Raw genomic sequence first — 17,361 nt, forward strand, 5'->3', positions numbered from 1 at the left:
CGGCCCGGAAACGCGTGGCCGGAAAGGTCAGTGAGCCGATTGGCCGGCACCGCAGGAGGCACGGATCACCAGCTCGGGCGTCAGCAACTGGCGGATGCCGTCATCGCGGTCAGGCGTTTCGACCAGGCGCATCAGCCGGGTCATCGCCTGCTCGCCCAGCCGGGCGATGCTCACCCGCATGGTGGTCAGCGCGGGATGGACAAAGCGGGCCAGCGGAATGTCGTCAAAACCCGCCAGCGCCACGTCGCCAGGCACCGACACATCGGCCTGGGCAAACGCGTACAGGCAGCCCAGCGCGGTCATGTCGTTGGCGGCGAACACCGCATCCGGCAACGCGCCGGCCGCCAGCATCGCCAGCCCGGCGCGGTGGCCGGAGGCTTCGTCGAAGTCGCCCGGGTATTCCACGCCCTGCGCCTGCGCACCGAACGCAGCAAGCGCATCGCGGAAGCCGCGCAGGCGTTCGCGCGCATCGAAGTTCAGCGCCGGGCCACCGATGAAGGCGATGCGGCGGTGCCCGGCCCGCAACAGGTGCTCGGTCATGGCCATGGCACCGGCATGGTCGTCGATGCTCAGCACCGGATAGTCGGCACCGGGCAGGTGCGCATTGATCAACACCGTCGGCAGCGACTGCGGCAGGTTGTCGGTGAGGAACCCCGGCTGCTCGGCGTAGGGCGAAAGCACCAGCAGGCCATCGACGCGCCCGCGCATCGAGCGCAGCGCCCTGCCCTGGGCTTCCGGGTCGCCGTGGTAGCTGGACACCAGCAGGTGCTGGCCGGCCGCACGCGCCGCGCCGTCGATGCCGCGAATCAATTCGGAAAAGAACTCGCCATACAAGTCCGGCAGCACCACGCCCAGGGTCTGCGAGCGCCGGCTGCTCAGGCTGCGCGCGGCCGCATGCGGGCTGTAGCGCAGCCGCTCGGCCACCTCCAGCACCTGCTGGCGCACCGGTCCGGCAACGTTGTCGTGCCCGTTGAGCGCACGCGACACCGTTGCGACGGAGACCTGCGCTTCCCGAGCGACATCTTTGATGGTGACCGCACCCTTGGCCATTCGTGTCGCCCTCCGCGACCGCCTTCCCAAAACTGGCGCGGACTGTAAGCGTTTTCATACAGAGGCGTAAACCCCTATCTTCACATGCGTGAAAACGCTTACAGATCAATCAGCTGCAGGTGAGGAGCACGTGAAGCAATGTGCTGCGTCGCAACAAATATGCACCCATGCGTCCACACGCGAAGCAGGATGCAGGTCACGATTCGCTGGTCAGTCCAGTCTCGCCACGAGCCGAACTGACCAGCGCCTGCACCGGCACTCCCGCGGCCTTGCCGGCTGCGCCCTGACGCTCGCTGCCGTGAAGGCAATCGCCCGCTGAGCACCAGCGGTTCTGATCACAGCAGACGGCCCGGTACGACCGCCGGCGTTCCCCGCGACGTTCAGCCAACCTCGCCCGGCGCGAAGGCCTCGATCGACAAGGCGTGGATATCGGTCTGCATCATCTCGCCCACCGCGGCGTACACCGCGCGATGCCGTGCCAGTGGCGGCTTGCCGACAAATGCGGCGCTGACCACGCGCACATTGAAGTGCCCGCGCCCGTCGCGCGCACCGGCATGGCCGGCATGCCGCGCGCTGTCGTCGACGACGTCCAGTTCGGTGGGCGCCAGTGCCGCCTGCAACGCTGCGCGGATCTGCTCGACCCGGCTCATGGCAATACCCGGCGGTATGGGCGGACCTCGGTGCGCGTGTACACGCCCGCTTCCACATAGGGGTCGGCATCGGCCCAGGCGCGCGCATCCTCCAAGGCGTCGAACTCGGCAATCACGACGCTGCCGCTGAAACCGGCCGGACCCGGATCTTCGGCGTCGATGGCCGGACACGGGCCTGCCACCAGCAACCGCCCAGCGGCCGCAAGCGTCTGCAGACGCGCCAGATGCGCCGGCCGCGCCTGCTGCCGTGCCGCCACTGCGTCGGCCCGGTCATATCCCTCGATTACGTACCACACACGCCACCTCGCCCAAGACTGGAAGATCACCGCACCGATTCTAGCCGCGTCGGCGCTGGACACCGCCCCCGCGCACGCATTACCCTTGGCACCACTGCACACGCAACCGGACGCAGCGGCCCGTCGGCCCAGGCGCAGCGCTCTTCCCGACGACCGATTCGCTGCCCACCGCCGGTCCGCGTAGACGACCTCCTCGCTGTTCCGTCGCCGCATGCCACGCGGCGGACGTTGTATGTGGATTTGTGGGATCGTGCCGGCACAGGCACGACATTGATCGCAATAACTCAAGGCAAAGCCCTGCAGGCGCGGCTTAAGACCGCCGCCGGCGACCGCAAGACCGATGTCGACCTGATGAATTCCAAACTCGCGCACGTCGCGACTCCGCCAGCCACGAGCGCGCCGCCACAGCAGCAGGAAATGCCGCTGGCGGTGGTGCATGGGCAACCGGTGCTGCAGATCCCGCAGGATCTGTATATCCCGCCGGATGCGCTGGAAGTCATCCTGGATGCCTTCGAAGGCCCGCTGGACCTGCTGCTGTATCTGATCCGCCGCCAGAACCTGGACATCCTGGACATCCCCGTCGCCGAGATCACCCGGCAATATGTGGACTACATCAATGTGATGCAGGAGCTGCGCTTCGAACTGGCAGCCGAATATCTGGTGATGGCGGCAATCCTGGCCGAGATCAAATCGCGCATGCTGTTGCCGCGCCCTCCCAGCCAGGATGGCGAAGAAGAAGATCCGCGCGCCGAGCTGGTACGCCGCCTGCAGGAATACGAACGCTTCAAGCAGGCCGCCGAGGATCTGGACACCCTGCCCCGCATGGGCCGCGACAGCGCGCCGGTGCAGGCGCATCTGCCCGAGCGCGCAGCGGTCAAGCTGCCGCCGCCGGTGGAACTGAAAGAAATGCTGATGGCGCTGTACGACGTGCTCAAACGCGCCGAGCTGTTCACCGGCCATGCGATCAAGCGCGAGGCGCTGAGTGTGCGCCAGCGCATGGGCGATGTGCTCAGCCGCCTGGAGGATGGCAAGTTCTACCGTTTCGAATCGCTGTTCACTGCCGAAGAAGGCAAGCTCGGCGTGCTGGTCACCTTCCTGGCGCTGCTCGAACTGGCCAAGGAGCAGTTGCTGGACATCGTGCAGGAAGCGCCGCTGGCGCCGATCTACGTGAAGTCGCTGGCGTTGGGCAATACCAATGCGCCGTTGCAATTCTCCAGCGAATTCGACGATAGCGATGCCGCCAACGAACCTATCTGAAGCCGATCACCGAATGGATCAAGCGCTGATCACCCGCATTATCGAAGCCGCCCTGTTGGCGAGCAGCCAGCCGCTGACGCTGGCGCAACTGCAGGGCCTGTTTCCGGAAGAAGAGCCGGCACCGCCCGGCAGCGTGGAGCGCGCGCTGGAACTGCTGCGCGAGGCCTGCGCCGAGCGCGGCGTGGAACTGGTCGAAGTGGCCTCCGGCTTCCGCTTCCAGGTCAAGGCCGATGTGCATGGCTGGGTCGCCCGGCTGTGGACCGAGCGCCGCACCAAGTACACCCGCGCCACGCTGGAGACCCTGGCGCTGATCGCCTACCGCCAGCCGATCACCCGCGGCGAGATCGAGCAGGTGCGCGGCGTGGCCGTCAGCAGCAACATCATCCAGGCGCTGGAAGAGCGCGAATGGATCCGCGTGGTGGGCCACCGCGACGTGCCCGGCAAGCCGGCCCTGTTCGGCACCACCAAGGGCTTTCTGGATTATTTCGGGCTCAAGCGATTGGACGAGCTGCCGCCATTGTCTGAGTTGAAGGACATCGCCGAGCTGGAACCGCAGCTGCCGCTGGACCGCGACGGGCAACTGGATGGCGCCGTGCCCGCGGCGGCAGCGATGGACGCGGCGCAGGATCAGGCCGATGCAGATCAGGCTGACGCCGAGGGCGGCGATACGGGTGCTGACGATGCGGATGCTGGCGGTACCGACGCGGATGTGGAAGCCAACGCTGGCGCTGCGGCTGACGACAGCGGCACCGGCGCTTCGCAAGATAGTTTGGAAACGGACGAGGCCGACGCCTCGGCGAACCCGGCCAGCAACACCGAAGCACCGGGCGATCACCAGGCCGACGCCGAGCACGATACCGGAATTGAAAGTGACGCCGACGCCGACCTGCATGCACAGCAATCGCCTGACGATGCCGCAGTCGACCAGCAACACCACGGTCTCGATGAGGCGATCGACACCGAAGCGGTCGACGCAGTAAACGACCAGACACCGCAACACCCCGAGCATGGCTCGGCGCACGAGAAGAACACGCAGGACCCAGACGACGCCCGTGAGGGCGACCCCGACACCGCGCCGGGAACGCGCGCGGATGCAGTGAACGAAGACGAAGACAACGCCGTCGCGACGACGACCGTGGCTGTTGACGAAGCCGATTCCGACCCAGAGGCCGACCCGCAACGCGGCGGCCGGAGCCAGACACATGAGTGACACCCCCCGCAAGCTGTCGTTGAACAAGCTTTCCCTCAAGCGCGACAGCGCGCCCGAAGCGCCCAAGCTGGAAGAGCGCCTGCACAAGGTGCTGGCCCAGGCCGGCCTGGGTTCGCGCCGCGCGCTGGAACAGCGCATCGCCGACGGCCTGATCAAGGTCAATGGCGCCGTTGCGCAGACCGGCATGTCGGTGCGCAGCGGCGACAAGATCGAGTTGGACGGCCGCAGCTTCGTGGCCAGCGCGCTGACCGAGCCCTCGCGCGTGCTGATCTACAACAAGCCCGAAGGCGAAGTGACCACGCGCGAAGATCCCGAAGGCCGCCCGACCGTGTTCGAGTCGCTTCCGGTTTTGAAGGGCTCGCGCTGGATCGCCATTGGCCGCCTGGACATCAACACCACCGGCCTGCTGCTGCTCACCACCGACGGTGAGCTGGCCAACGCGATGATGCACCCCTCCTACGAGGTCGAGCGCGAATACGTGGTGCGCGTGCGTGCGCCGGAAGGCGAAGAAAAAGTCCCCGATGCCATCATCGAGCGCCTGTCGCGCGGCGTGCTACTGGAAGACGGTGGCGCCAAATTCGACGAGATCGAACGCATCGGCGGTACCGACTCGCACGACTGGTTCCGCGTGGTCGTCAAGGAAGGCCGCAACCGCGAAGTGCGCCGCCTGTGGGAATCGCAGGGTTGCCAGGTCAGCCGCCTCAAGCGCAGCCGTTACGGCAAGATTTCGCTGCCGCGCGAGCTGCTGCGCGGGCACTCGGTGGAAGTGGCGCAGGACAAGGTCGACGCCTTGCGAGCCGAACTGAAACTGGAAGAAGGCGCGCCGTCGGCACTGACACTGCAGCCGGTGATCGGTCAGCGCCGCGCCGCCAAGTCGACCGTGCACGTCTCGCGCGATGGCCGCAGCAATGCCTACGTCAACGGCCAGACCTCTGGCGCGGATGAAGGCCGCGAACTGCGGCGTTTCGACAACTTGCGCGAAGATCGCGGTCGCGGCGGTCGCGGCAAGCCCGGCGGTTTCAGGGGCGGCCTGACAGTCAGCGGCGAAGCGGCCGCCAAGCAATCGCAGCAGCGCCCGTTCAAGCAGCGCGGCCCGGCCAAGGGCGACCGCGGCGCGTTGCCAGACGGCAACCCGGCCGCGTTCCGCAGCTGGTATGTGCCCGATGGCGTGAGCACCGGCCCGAGCGGCCACCGCAATGCCGGCCCGAGCGGCCCGGGCACCGGTCAGGCACGCCCGTATGCCAAGAAAGGACCGGGTGGTGCGCGACCGGGCGCTGGCGGTCCAGGCGGCGCCCGCCCGGGTGGTCCGGGACGCGGCGCTGGCGGCGGACAGGGTCAGTCGCAGGGCCAGGGGCAACGCAAGCACCCGTATGGCCACCCGGGCAACGCACCGAGCTTCCCCTCCGATCACGCCAACCCGGGCTTCAGCCCGTACGGTGCCGCACGCCCTGCTGGTCGCCCGAGCGGTGGGCGACCGGGTCCGGGTGGTAATCGCGGCCCCGCGTCTGCCAACCGTGGCCCCGGCGGTCCCGGTGGCGGCGCTCGCGGCCCGGGTGGCGCACCGCGCGGCCCCGGCGGCCGTCCGCCGGGCGGCGGCAATCGTCGTCCTCCCGGCGGCGGTAATCGCGGTCGTTGAGCGTCAACCGATCCGCGCGATAAAAACGGCCCTGCAAAGGGCCGTTTTTATGTGGAGGACGGTATAGGACATCGACTGAGACACAGAAGCTGCCGCGTATCCGGTCGTACAGTCCTTTAACGAAAGCCATTCCCTTGCAGCGCCATCGCGATGCAGACACCGCACGCACCGGTTGAATGAGCGCGATCCCGATGCTGCGACCTGGATCGGCAACACGACTGCGCGGCCTTCGGGTGGGCGCGACCGTTGCTCGACATCGACACCTGCCACCCGTGCGCTCCGGTGTTGGGCGCGCAGCGCACGCCCATCCGGGGACAGCCCGCTCAGCTTGTTACCGCTCTTACTTGCGACGCTCGATCACGAAGTTACCCACGTTGACACCCAGGTCCACGCCCTCGCCTGTGCCTGCCAGCGCAAGCGAGATATCGCCCTTGGTGACGACCTGTGCGGTGCTGGACTTCACGACGCCCGCGTGCGCTTCGGCGGCGGCATACGTGCCGAACAGGTCGTTGAGGCTATAGGCACCGCTGAAGGTGCCGCGGCCGCCGACGATCTTGGATTTACCGACCGTCAGGCCACCGCCTTTGCTGGAGATCTTGACCGGAATGACCGCACCGTTATCGCACTTGATGGTGCCGGTACCGCTGGCGGTCTTGTAGAACACCGACCAGCCGGACAAGTTGAACGACAGCTGGCAATCGATGTTGCCGGCGGCCTGCGCCTGCGGAGCCAGCGTGGCGGCGCCAAGCAGCGCGATAAGCGAAAGTGACTTGATCATGTGAGCAGTGCCAGTGGTGGACGTGGCGCGAGACTAGCAGCGCCGATGTGGCAGCCGCGACAAGATTCCAGCGCGGCGCAGGCGTTTGTTCAGCGGGGTCTTAGCTAAGTCCGACAGGGCGACAGAGCTGCCGCCTGCGGCCGCGACATGGGATGATTGCCGCATGCCACGCACCGTCTACAGCCTGCTCGCCAGCGCACTGCTGCTGCCCGCCCTCGCCCACTGCGGCGAGGCGATTCCCACCCAGGGTTACACCGTCGTCAAGACCTATCCGCACGACACCGCCGCCTTTACCGAAGGCCTGTTCTATCTGGACGGGCATCTCTACGAGAGCACCGGCGAGCTGGGCCAGTCCAGCGTGCGCAAGGTCGACCTGGACAGCGGCAACGTCCTGCAGCAGGTCAATACGCCGCCGCCTTTCTATGGCGAAGGCATCGTGGCCTGGAAAGATCGCCTGATCCAGCTGACCTGGCGCAATCAGCGCGGCTTCGTCTACGACCTGGCCACGCTGGCACCGCGTACCCAATTCACCTATTCCGGCGAGGGCTGGGCGCTGACTAGCGATGATCGCCAGCTCTATATGAGCGACGGAACCGCCAACATCCGCCGGCTGGATCCGCAGAGCCTGAAACAGATCGGCAGCATCAAGGTCACCGCCCGCGGCAAGCCGCTGGACAACCTCAACGAGCTGGAATGGGTCAAGGGCCAGTTGCTGGCCAACGTGTGGCTGACCACCCGCATCGCACGCATCGACCCCGCCAACGGCAAGGTCATCGCCTGGATCGACCTCAAGGCACTGGTGCCAGACCCGGACACCTTGACCGACCCCACCAACGATGTCCTCAACGGCATCGCCTACGACGCCGCGCACGATCGCTTGTTCGTCACCGGAAAGCGCTGGCCGAAGATCTACGAGATCAAGCTGGCTCAGTAGCCGGGATTAGAGATTCGGGATTCGGGATTGGCGACAGCGGCCGGGCTTGCAACTGCCCGGCAGCAGCCTGTGCCGATCCCGGATCGCTAATCCCCAATCTCGAACCGATCTGCATCCAACATCGCGGGAAAACGGGCGCGGTGCTCGGCCAGCGCAGTTGCGCTGATGGTGGTGGTGACCACCTGCTCGCGTTCGCGGATTTCCACCTGCGGCTGACCGAGGAAATCGATCACCGCGCTGTCGCCGGCGTAATGCAGTTGGTTGCCATCGATGCCAATCCGGTTGACCGCCGCCACGAAGCACAGGTTTTCGATCGCGCGTGCGCGCAGCAACGTCTTCCACGCGTAGGCGCGGGCGGACGGCCAGTTGGCGACGAACACTTGCAGATCAAAATCCATCTGCCCCGGGCGTTCGACATCGAAGCGGTTGCGGCAGAACACCGGAAACCGCAGGTCGTAGCAGACCTGCGGATTGATCCGCCAACCCTTCCATTCCACCGTCAGCCGCTCGCGCCCGGCCGCATAACGCAGATGCTCGTTGCCGAAGCGAAACAGGTGGCGCTTGTCGTAGTACTGCAACGCCCCATCGGGCGTGGCCCAGAGCAGCCGGTTGAACACACCGGCATCAGTGCGCAACTGCACGCTGCCGGTCACCGCTGCACCCAGGCGTGCGGCTTGAGCACGCACCCACGCCACGGTCGGCCCGTCCATCCCTTCGGCCTTGTCGATGGCGTCGTTGGAGAACCCGCTGGTGAAGGTTTCCGGCAGGATCACCAGATCGGTCTGCCCGGCCAGCGGCTCCAGCAGCGCAGCGTAATAGTCGCGGTTACCGGCCGGGTCATGCCAGCGGGTGTCGCCTTGGATCAGGGAGATGCGCAGGTCGTGCATGGTGAGACTCGGGAATGGAGAATCGGGAATAGGGAATCGGACAGCGGTTTAATGAGGGCGTTATGTCATCGAGCCAGTGCGAATTCAGATCAAAAAGCGGCCGACCGCTCTTACGATTCCCGAATCCCGAATCCCGATTCCCGGCTCGTCAGAGCCTACGCAAGCGCTCGATCGCCGCATCCAGCGTCGCATCGTTCTTGGCAAAGCACAGCCGCGCCAGGCGCTGCCCTGCAGGCGCGTTCTGGTAGAACGGCGACAATGGAATCGCGGCCACGCCCTTCTCGATCGTCAGCCACTTCACGAATTCGGTATCGGGCAGATCGCTGATGGCTGAGTAGTCCACCAGCTGGAAGTAGCCGCCGGGCACAGGCAACGGCTTCAAGCGCGTGGTCAGCAGCCGTTCGCGGAAGTGGTCGCGCTTGGCTTGGTAGAACGCGCCCAGTTGCTCGTCGTGTTCGGGCTCGTCGCGGATCATCGCAGCGAAGGCGTGCTGGGCCGGACCGAAACTGGTGAAGGTGTTGTACTGGTGCACCTTGCGGAATTCGGCCGTGAGCGCCGGCGGTGCGATGGCGTAGCCGATCTTCCAGCCGGTGCAATGGTAGGTCTTGCCGAAGCTGGAAATCACCAATGCGCGCTCGCGCAGTTCCGGCCAGCGCAGCACCGATTCGTGCCGGCGGCCATCGAACACGATGTGTTCGTAGACCTCATCGGACAGCAAAAAGATGTCGGTGCCGCGCAACAGCTCGGTCAGCGTCTGCATGTCCTCGGCCGACAGCATCGCGCCGGACGGGTTGTGCGGCGAGTTGATCATCAACAGGCGCGTCTTGGGGGTGATCGCGGCGCGTAGCGCAGCCCAGTCGACCGCAAAGGTCTGCGGGTGCAGCGCCACATGCACGGCACGTGCGCCGGCCAGATCGATCGCCGGCTCGTAGCAGTCGTAGGCCGGGTCCAGCACGATGACCTCTTCGCCGGCGCGCACCACCGCGTGGATGGCGTTGAAGATCGCCTCGGTGGCACCGCTGGTGACGGTGATCTCGGTGTCGGCATCGACCTGCGCGCCATAGCAGCGCTGTGCCTTGCCGGCGATGGCCTGGCGCAACGCGGCCACGCCGGTCATCGGTGGATACTGGTTGTGGCCGGCCGCCATGGCCTTGCTCAGTTCGTCGACCAGCCGCTGCGGCACCGCGAAATCGGGAAAGCCCTGGCCCAGATTGACCGCGCCGTGCTCGGCCGCCAGCTGCGACATGACGGTGAAGATGGTGGTGCCCACCTTGGGCAGCTTGGTCGTGAGGGGCATGGTGCCTGTCCGGATCAAGAAACGGGGGACCGCGAGTGTACGCAAAGCCGCCAGCCGGTTGCGCCCGGACGCTGCAAAACAGCGTTCCCTGACACATCGCGGCGCCTGCGGCGCTGCCGCAGGCGTCCCCGGCATGCCACCATCGTCGCTACAATGCGCGCCCGGTCCGGCGCGTGCCTGCCCGGCCCTCCCCCATGCCGTCCTGCGACCCGAGCCTGCTGCACCGATGATCGAACCGCTGCACACCGCACCGCCGCTGCTGGCGGCGCACGCCCTGGCCTTCAGCCGCAACGAGGAGCCGGTGTTTGGCCCGCTGGATTTCCATGTCGATGCCGGCGAAGCGTTGCTGGTGCAAGGCGACAACGGCGCCGGCAAGACCACGTTGCTGCGCGTGCTGGCTGGCCTGCTGCATGTGGAGCGCGGGCAGATCCAGATCGATGGCAAGACCGCCAAGCGCGGCGACCGCAGCCGCTTCATGGCCTACCTCGGCCACCTGCCCGGCCTGAAGGCCGACCTCAGCACGCTGGAGAACCTGCACTTCCTGTGCGGCCTGCATGGCCGTCGCGCCAAGCAGATGCCCGGCAGCGCGCTGGCGATCGTCGGCCTGGCCGGTTACGAAGATGCGCTGGTGCGGCAATTGTCGGCTGGCCAGCGCAAGCGGCTGGCGCTGGCACGGCTATGGCTGTCGCCGGCGCCGCTCTGGTTGCTGGATGAGCCGTACGCCAATCTGGATCTGGATGGCATCACCCTGGTTAACCGAATGATCTCCGCGCATCTGCGCGGCGGTGGCGCGGCGCTGGTCACCACGCACGGTGCGTATGCAGCGCCACCGGTGCGCACCCGCATGCTCACGCTGGAGGCTGCGGCATGAGCACGCATTCGCCGCAACCCTCGCTCTGGCAGGCGGCCCGCGCCCTGCTTGCTCGCGACCTGCACCTGCTGTGGCGACGCCGCAGCGATGCATTGCAGCCGGCACTGTTCGCATTGCTGATCGTGGTGTTGTTCGCGTTGGGACTGGGCGGACGCCCGGACCTGCTTGCGCAGGCCGCGCCGGCGGTGCTGTGGCTGTCGGTGTTGCTGGCTGGCCTGCTGTCGCTGGACGCCTTGTTCCGCAGCGATGTGGAAGACGGCTCGATGGAGCAGTGGCTGCTGGCACCGGTGCCGTTGGCCTGGTTGATCGCAGTGCGCGTGCTGCTGCATTGGGCGACCAGTGCGCTGCCGCTGATTGCCGTGACGCCGCTGCTGGGCGAATTGCTGCACCTGCCGCATGACCAATTACCGGTGCTGCTGGCATCGTTGGCGCTGGGAACGCCGCTCCTGAGCCTGCTCGGCGCTGTGGTTGCGGCACTGACGGTGACGATGAAGCGCTCTGGTATTCTCGTGGCGTTGCTGGCGTTGCCGCTGTACGTGCCGGTGCTGGTGTTTGGTGCCGGCAGCGTGGCGGCCAGCGGACAAGGGCAGGATGCGGTGGGTGCGTTGTTGTTGTTGGGCGCCGGACTGGTGATCGGCGTGGTCCTGGCGCCGCTGGCTGCGGCGGCCGCGATCCGCATTTCGTTGAGTTGAGCGCTGCACTCGATGCATTGTCGATAGCACGCCCCGCACAACGCGTTGTTGCTGTTTCGAGAGCCAATGCCATTCCAAAGGCTACTGCCATCGCATGAACGTCGTCGTCCGCTGGTTCCACCAACTCGCATCGCCCCCGATCTTCGACCGTTTTACTGCGCGCTGGGCGCCCTGGTGCTACGCGCTGGCCGCGTTGCTGCTGGGCGTGGGCATCTGGCAGGCCTTGTTTGCGGTGCCGGCGGATTACCAGCAAGGCGACAGCTTTCGTATTCTCTACATCCATGTGCCGAGCGCGTGGATGAGCCTGTTCGTGTTCGGGCTGATGGCGCTGTATGCGGCCATCGCGTTGATCTGGCGCATCAAGATCTGCGAGATCCTGGCGATGGCGTGCGCGCCGATCGGCGCTGCGTTTACCGTAATCACCTTGCTGACCGGCAGCATCTGGGGCAAACCGATGTGGGGCGCCTGGTGGGACTGGGACCCGCGCCTGACCACCGAATTGATCCTGCTGTTTCTGTATCTGGGCGTGATCGGCCTGTATCACGCCATCGACGACCGCCGTCAGGCGGCGCGCGCGGCGGCGTTGCTGGCCATCGTCGGGGTGGCGCTGCTGCCGGTGATCCGCTATTCGGTGGTGTGGTGGAATTCGCTGCATCAGGGCCAGAGCATCCGCCTGCTTGGTCCGTCCACCATCGACGCAAGCATGCTGCTGCCGCTGTGGTTGATGGTGATCGGCACCAAGTTCTGGTTTGTCGGGTCGCTGTTGACGCGCGCGCGCGCCGACAACCTGCGCCGCGAGGCGGGCAAGGCCTGGATCGTGCGCGATGCGCAGGAGAGTGCGGCATGAGCTACCTGCCTTACGTCATCGCCGCCTATGCGGTGTTCGTGCTGGTGCTGCTGTGGGATCTGATCGCCGGCCGTTGGCAGGTACGTCGCGCCCTGAAGACCGCCCAGGCGCGCCGTCTGCGCGAGCGCAAGCGCGCGGTGCCCAGCGACGCGGAGTTGATCCGGTGAACCCGCAACGTCGCCGCCGCCTGTGGCTGGTGCTGGCCTTGGTGCTGGCCGGCGGGCTGGCAACCACGCTGGTGGCCATGGCCTTGCAGCGCAACGTGGCCTACCTGTACACGCCTTCGGAAGTGCTGCGTGGCGATGCCGGCGCGCATTCGCGCTTCCGGCTTGGCGGCATGGTCGAAAAAGGCTCGTTCAAACGCGCCTCCGGTGCATTGGAAGCGCAATTCCGCGTCACCGATGGCGATGCGCAATTGCCCGTCAGTTACGACCGCATCCTGCCGGACCTGTTTCGCGAGGGGCAGGCAGTGGTGGCCACCGGCCGCATGCAGAACGGCATCTTCGTCGCCGAAGATGTGCTGGCCAAGCACGACGAAACCTATATGCCGAAGGAAGTCGCCGACAAGATGGGCAGCGCGCATCGCAAGCACGATGTGCCGACAGCTGCGGGCCAAGCTGGAGAGCTGCATTGATGGCGTGTGTCAGGAGATCGGCATTTCTGCAGACAGGTGGCTTGCGCGGCGGGTGCGTGGCTAACGATGTCGCCGTGCGTTGGCAAGCAGGTGCAACCGCTGCAGTAATGCGAACTCTGCAATGCACCTTCCGTCGTGGCACGGACCCACGCTCGACAACGCGCCGACCCGATGCTTCCTGAACTCGGGACGTTCCTGCTGGTGCTGGCCCTGCTGGTGGCGCTGGTGCAGGCCGTGGTGCCGCTGGCAGGCGCACAACGCGGACGCAGCAGCTGGATGGCCGTGGCGCGGCCGGCAGCGCTGGTGCAGCTGGCACTGATCGCATCGGCCTTTGCCGTGTTGACGCATGCCTTCTTGGTGCAGGATTTTTCGGTGCGCTACGTCGCCGAGAATTCCAACAGCCTGCTGCCGGTGATGTACCGCTATTCGGCGGTGTGGGGCGCGCACGAAGGCTCGCTACTGCTGTGGACGCTGGTGCTGGCGTTGTGGACCGGCGCGGTGGCGATCTGGTCGCGGCAGCTGCCGGCGCATGTGATCGCGCGCGTGCTCGGCGTCATGGCGCTGGTGAGTATTGGGTTTCTGGCGTTCCTGCTGTTCACCTCCAACCCGTTTGCGCGGTTGTTTCCGGTGCCGCCGGAAGGTGGCGACCTCAATCCGCTGCTGCAGGATCCGGGGCTGATCGTCCATCCGCCGATGCTGTATTGCGGCTACGTCGGCTTTGCGGTGCCGTTCGCGTTCGCCATCGCCGCGCTGCTGGAAGGCCGTATGGATGCGCGCTGGCTGCGCTGGACGCGGCCGTGGACCAATGTCGCCTGGTCGATGCTCACCGTGGGCATCGCGCTCGGTAGCTGGTGGGCGTATTACGAGCTGGGCTGGGGGGGCTGGTGGTTCTGGGACCCGGTGGAGAACGCCAGTTTCATGCCGTGGCTGGTGGGCACCGCACTGCTGCATTCGCAGGCGGTGACCGAAAAGCGCGGCAGCTTCGCCAGCTGGACCTTGTTGCTGGCAATCGCCGCCTTCGCGCTGTCGCTGCTGGGCACCTTCCTGGTGCGCTCGGGCGTGTTGACCAGCGTGCATTCGTTCGCCGCCGACCCGTCGCGCGGGCTGTTCATTCTGGTATTCCTGCTGGCCGTGGTCGGTGGTTCGTTGCTGCTGTATGCCCTGCGCGCGCCGCTTCTGTCGGTGGCGGACGATCCGCGTCGCGCATTCGCCGGCAGCTCGCGCGAAACCTTGCTGCTGTTGAACAACCTGCTGCTCACCTGCGCCTGCGCCATGGTGTTGCTGGGCACCTTGTACCCGCTGCTCGCCGATGCGTTGGGACTGGGCAAGTTGTCGGTCGGCCCGCCCTACTTCGGCACCTTGTTCGTGGTGCTGATGGCGCCGCTGGTGGCGCTGCTGCCGTTCGGCCCGCTCACCCGCTGGCAGCGCGAACAGGCCTCGCGGCCGCTGGCGATGCTGGCGCCGTGGGCAGGCCTGGCGCTGGCGGCCGGCGTGCTGGCCTGGTTGGTCGCGCCGCAGGGACAGTTGAAAGCCGCCTTCGGTGTCGCCGGTGCAGCCTGGGTGCTGCTGGGCACCGCGCGGTTCCTGTGGACGCGGCGGGCAGCCAAGGGGCGCAGATTCACCGCCGAGATGCTGGGCATGGTGCTGGCGCACCTGGGCGTTGCGGTGTTCCTGTCCGGTGCCCTGCTGGTGGAGGGATTGAGCCTGCAGCGCGAAGTGGCGCTGGCGCCCGGGCAACAGGTGCAGATCGGCCGCTATGCCCTGCATTTCGACGGGCTGGAAGAACTGCGCGGGCCCAATTACGTGGCCGACCGTGCCAACCTGCAGGTGCTCAAGGACGATGCGCCGGTGGGCGCGCTGCAGGCCGAAAAGCGCCGCTACGCCAGCGGTGGCCAGACATTGACCGAGGCGGCGATTCGTCCTGGCCCGTTTGGCGACCTGTATGTCGCCCTTGGCGAACCGCTGGGCAACCAGGCCTGGGCGGTGCGTGTCCACCTCAAACCGTTCGTCCGCTGGATCTGGCTGGGAGCGCTGCTGATGGCGCTTGGCGGCCTGGTGACCGCGGCCGACCGGCGTTTTCGTCGTTCTCCGGAGATCCAAGATGGTTGAGTCACGTTCGCCCCGCCTGCCCACTGCGGTTCTCGTGGGCGCCATCGTGCTGCTGCTCGCCCTGGCAGCGCTGCTGGTCTACGCGGTGGTGCGCTCCGGTCAGGACGATCGCGATGCCCTGCCCTCTGCGTTGATCGGCAAACCGGCGCCGGAATTCGCGCTGCCGCTGCTGCACGACCCGGCCATCGTGGTGCATGCGCGCGAATTGCGCGGCGCGCCGTACATCATCAACGTGTGGGGCAGCTGGTGCCCGGCCTGCCGCGAAGAACACCCGGTATTGAGCCGCTTCGCACTGACCAAGCGCGTACGCGTGATCGGCTACAACTGGAAGGACGAGCGCAACGATGCGCTGCGCTGGCTCGAACAACTCGGCAACCCGTATCTGCTGGTGGTCGCCGATCAGGATGGCCGCACCGCCATCGATTTCGGCATTGCTGCCGCGCCGGAAACCTTCTTGGTCGACGGGCGTGGCGTGGTGCGCTGGAAGTACAGCGGCATGCTGACCCAATCCATCATCGACACCCAGTTGATTCCGGCGCTGAGCAAGATCGAACGTTCGCCCACCGCCGCACCGGACCTGCACGCCAAACAATGATCCGCTGGCTACTGACGCTAGTGTTACTTCCCTGGCTGGCATTCGCCCAGCCGGTCGGCGACCCGGCGCCGCTGCGCTATGCCTCGGCCGAAGAGGAGGCGCGTTTTCACGCACTCACCGCCGAGTTGCGCTGCGTGCAGTGCCAGAACCAGTCGCTGGCCGATTCCAACGCGCAGATTGCGCAGGACCTGCGCCGCGAGGTGCTGGCGCTGATGCACGAGGGCCGCAGCGATGCGCAGATCCGCCAGTTCCTGGTCGCGCGCTATGGCGAGTTCGTGCTGTATCGCCCGCGGGTGGAGTCGCGCACCTGGCTGCTATGGTTCGGTCCGCTGCTGGTGTTGCTGCTGGGCGCGGGCGCCGTGGTGCGGGTGGTACGCAAACGCAGCGTGGCCGCGCCTGTCGTGCCTGCCGATGAGCAGGAGTGGTGATGGCCGGCTTTATCGTCGCGGGGATCGTGATTGCGCTACTGGCCTTCGGCGTGGTGTTGCGCCCGCTGTGGCGCGAAGCGCGCGGCCTGGCCGCAAGCGTGGCAGTGTTGCTGCTGGCCGCGAGCACGGCGTTGTACTGGCTGGTCGGAACGCCTGGCGCCATTACGCAGCCGACCAATCGCCCGGCCACGCCACGTTCGCTGGATGAAGCCATCGTGCAGCTGCGCGCGGCGCTGGCCAGTCACCCCGAACAGGCCGAGGGCTGGGTGTTGCTGGGGCGCTCACTGTCCAGCCAGCAGAAATTTGCCGAAGCGCGCGATGCCTTCGCACGCGCGGTCGCACTCCGTCCGGACGAAGCGGACGTGCTGGTCGCCGCGGCGCAGGCGCGCATGCTTGCCGACGACAGCGGCCGCCCGGACCCGGAAGCCATGCGCCTGCTCGAACACGCGCTGGCGGTGCAACCGGACCACCAACGCGCGCGCTGGTTCCTGGGGGTGGTGCAGCGCCAAGCCGGTGAGCCGGCCAAGGCCAGTGCGACATGGGAGCCACTTTTGCGCGTGGTCGATGCCTCCACCCGCCCGGGCCTGCTCGAGCAGATCAATGCCGCCCGACAGGACGCCAGGCTCGAGCCGATCCAGGCACCGGCTGCGCCTACCGCCGCTGCAGCGAGTGGCAAACGCCTTCAGGTGCGCGTGACGCTGGATGCCGAATTCGCCAAGCGCGCCGGACTGCCCGGCGATACCAGCGTGTTCGTGATCGCGCGCGCGGCCGACACGCCGATGCCGGTGGCGGTGGAAAAACACGCGCTGCGCGAGCTTCCATTGACCATCACGCTGGACGATGGCGACAGCCCGATGCCGACGCGCACGCTGTCGTCGCTGGGCAACGTACAGCTGCTGGCACGGCTGTCGCGCAGCGGCAACGCCATGCGCCAGGCCGATGACGTGGAGAGCGCTCCGGTGACGGTCGCACTGCCTGCGGCCGCGCCGGTGGAACTGGTGATCGGCCGCTGATGGCTGACGCATTGCGCGTGATGGGCGAGGTCATCGACCTAACTGATGCGAGCAAACACTCGATCTTCGTGCAGCCAAGCCGCTGTACTGAAGGTACATCACGCGTGCATCGACACAGATCGAGCGGCGTTTGCGATTGCCTGCTGAGCCGGATGTTCCGTTGTCTACATGCGCATG

Annotated in this window: 19 protein-coding genes; 13 read left to right on the plus strand and 6 right to left on the minus strand. The window is 66.7% G+C overall.

Annotated features, from left to right (window positions below; genetic code table 11):
• Positions 1 to 27: 27 nt before the first annotated feature.
• The 3 genes from LN450_RS16615 to LN450_RS16625 all read right to left on the minus strand — a co-directional run bounded on the left by LN450_RS16615 (position 28) and on the right by LN450_RS16625 (position 1,996).
• The gene (locus LN450_RS16615; RefSeq protein ID WP_011347676.1) at positions 28 to 1,050 is read right to left on the minus strand and encodes a LacI family DNA-binding transcriptional regulator; all 1,023 of its coding nucleotides are present in this window, start codon (positions 1,048 to 1,050) and stop codon (positions 28 to 30) included.
• A 380-nt stretch (positions 1,051 to 1,430) separates the two neighbouring features.
• On the minus strand, positions 1,431 to 1,700 hold the full coding sequence (locus tag LN450_RS16620) for a BolA family protein (protein ID WP_008571805.1): 270 nt from the start codon (positions 1,698 to 1,700) through the stop codon (positions 1,431 to 1,433).
• Positions 1,697 to 1,996, minus strand: coding sequence for a YciI family protein (locus tag LN450_RS16625; RefSeq protein ID WP_011347678.1), 300 nt, complete (start codon positions 1,994 to 1,996; stop codon positions 1,697 to 1,699). Before LN450_RS16625 ends, LN450_RS16620 begins: the two co-directional genes overlap by 4 nt.
• Before the next feature lie 228 nt (positions 1,997 to 2,224).
• Between LN450_RS16625 and LN450_RS16630 the strand changes: the two genes are divergently transcribed.
• From LN450_RS16630 to LN450_RS16640, 3 genes are read left to right on the plus strand one after another with little or no spacing between them, the layout of a single operon-like run.
• Positions 2,225 to 3,253: a segregation and condensation protein A gene (locus LN450_RS16630; protein WP_170808548.1), complete on the plus strand. Its 1,029-nt coding sequence runs from the start codon at positions 2,225 to 2,227 to the stop codon at positions 3,251 to 3,253.
• A gap of 13 nt (positions 3,254 to 3,266) precedes the next feature.
• Entirely contained in the window at positions 3,267 to 4,463 is a 1,197-nt protein-coding gene (scpB, locus tag LN450_RS16635) for an SMC-Scp complex subunit ScpB (protein WP_039418153.1), read from the plus strand.
• Positions 4,456 to 6,099, plus strand: a complete 1,644-nt coding sequence (locus tag LN450_RS16640; protein ID WP_011347681.1) for a pseudouridine synthase — start codon at positions 4,456 to 4,458, stop codon at positions 6,097 to 6,099. Before scpB ends, LN450_RS16640 begins: the two co-directional genes overlap by 8 nt.
• A gap of 340 nt (positions 6,100 to 6,439) precedes the next feature.
• On the opposite strand, the gene LN450_RS16645 is transcribed toward LN450_RS16640, so the two are convergent.
• Positions 6,440 to 6,877, minus strand: coding sequence for a hypothetical protein (locus tag LN450_RS16645; RefSeq protein WP_003487019.1), 438 nt, complete (start codon positions 6,875 to 6,877; stop codon positions 6,440 to 6,442).
• A 163-nt stretch (positions 6,878 to 7,040) separates the two neighbouring features.
• Here LN450_RS16645 and LN450_RS16650 point away from each other — a divergent pair, with 163 nt between their 5' ends.
• On the plus strand, positions 7,041 to 7,811 hold the full coding sequence (locus LN450_RS16650; RefSeq protein ID WP_011347682.1) for a glutaminyl-peptide cyclotransferase: 771 nt from the start codon (positions 7,041 to 7,043) through the stop codon (positions 7,809 to 7,811).
• A gap of 86 nt (positions 7,812 to 7,897) precedes the next feature.
• Here the strand turns inward: LN450_RS16650 and LN450_RS16655 are convergent, their stop codons facing one another.
• Positions 7,898 to 8,698, minus strand: coding sequence for an amidohydrolase (locus LN450_RS16655; RefSeq protein ID WP_011347683.1), 801 nt, complete (start codon positions 8,696 to 8,698; stop codon positions 7,898 to 7,900).
• A 148-nt stretch (positions 8,699 to 8,846) separates the two neighbouring features.
• Entirely contained in the window at positions 8,847 to 9,995 is a 1,149-nt protein-coding gene (locus LN450_RS16660; protein WP_039418111.1) for a pyridoxal phosphate-dependent aminotransferase, read from the minus strand.
• Positions 9,996 to 10,221: 226 nt separating this feature from the next.
• On the opposite strand from LN450_RS16660, the gene ccmA reads away from it, so the two are divergent.
• The 9 genes from ccmA (at position 10,222) to LN450_RS16705 (ending at position 17,184) form a co-directional block, all read left to right on the plus strand.
• Positions 10,222 to 10,866, plus strand: a complete 645-nt coding sequence (gene ccmA / locus LN450_RS16665; RefSeq protein ID WP_008573812.1) for a heme ABC exporter ATP-binding protein CcmA — start codon at positions 10,222 to 10,224, stop codon at positions 10,864 to 10,866.
• A complete protein-coding gene (gene ccmB, locus LN450_RS16670; protein ID WP_008573811.1) occupies positions 10,863 to 11,558 on the plus strand; it encodes a heme exporter protein CcmB in 696 nt (231 codons plus the stop codon). Before ccmA ends, ccmB begins: the two co-directional genes overlap by 4 nt.
• A 94-nt stretch (positions 11,559 to 11,652) precedes the next feature.
• The gene (gene ccmC / locus LN450_RS16675) at positions 11,653 to 12,405 is read left to right on the plus strand and encodes a heme ABC transporter permease CcmC (RefSeq protein WP_008573810.1); all 753 of its coding nucleotides are present in this window, start codon (positions 11,653 to 11,655) and stop codon (positions 12,403 to 12,405) included.
• On the plus strand, positions 12,402 to 12,572 hold the full coding sequence (locus LN450_RS16680) for a heme exporter protein CcmD (protein ID WP_008573809.1): 171 nt from the start codon (positions 12,402 to 12,404) through the stop codon (positions 12,570 to 12,572). The genes ccmC and LN450_RS16680 overlap by 4 nt, the downstream gene beginning before the upstream one ends.
• The gene (ccmE, locus tag LN450_RS16685; protein WP_011347685.1) at positions 12,569 to 13,039 is read left to right on the plus strand and encodes a cytochrome c maturation protein CcmE; all 471 of its coding nucleotides are present in this window, start codon (positions 12,569 to 12,571) and stop codon (positions 13,037 to 13,039) included. Before LN450_RS16680 ends, ccmE begins: the two co-directional genes overlap by 4 nt.
• 171 nt (positions 13,040 to 13,210) lie before the next feature.
• Positions 13,211 to 15,148, plus strand: a complete 1,938-nt coding sequence (locus LN450_RS16690; RefSeq protein ID WP_011347686.1) for a heme lyase CcmF/NrfE family subunit — start codon at positions 13,211 to 13,213, stop codon at positions 15,146 to 15,148.
• Positions 15,141 to 15,743, plus strand: a complete 603-nt coding sequence (locus LN450_RS16695; RefSeq protein WP_008573806.1) for a DsbE family thiol:disulfide interchange protein — start codon at positions 15,141 to 15,143, stop codon at positions 15,741 to 15,743. The genes LN450_RS16690 and LN450_RS16695 overlap by 8 nt, the downstream gene beginning before the upstream one ends.
• A complete protein-coding gene (locus tag LN450_RS16700) occupies positions 15,740 to 16,171 on the plus strand; it encodes a cytochrome c-type biogenesis protein (RefSeq protein WP_011347687.1) in 432 nt (143 codons plus the stop codon). The genes LN450_RS16695 and LN450_RS16700 overlap by 4 nt, the downstream gene beginning before the upstream one ends.
• The gene (locus LN450_RS16705; RefSeq protein WP_011347688.1) at positions 16,171 to 17,184 is read left to right on the plus strand and encodes a tetratricopeptide repeat protein; all 1,014 of its coding nucleotides are present in this window, start codon (positions 16,171 to 16,173) and stop codon (positions 17,182 to 17,184) included. Before LN450_RS16700 ends, LN450_RS16705 begins: the two co-directional genes overlap by 1 nt.
• Positions 17,185 to 17,361: the final 177 nt, after the last annotated feature.

It is taken from the genome of Xanthomonas euvesicatoria pv. euvesicatoria, from assembly GCF_020880415.1.
Taxonomy (GTDB): Bacteria; Pseudomonadota; Gammaproteobacteria; order Xanthomonadales; family Xanthomonadaceae; genus Xanthomonas; species Xanthomonas euvesicatoria.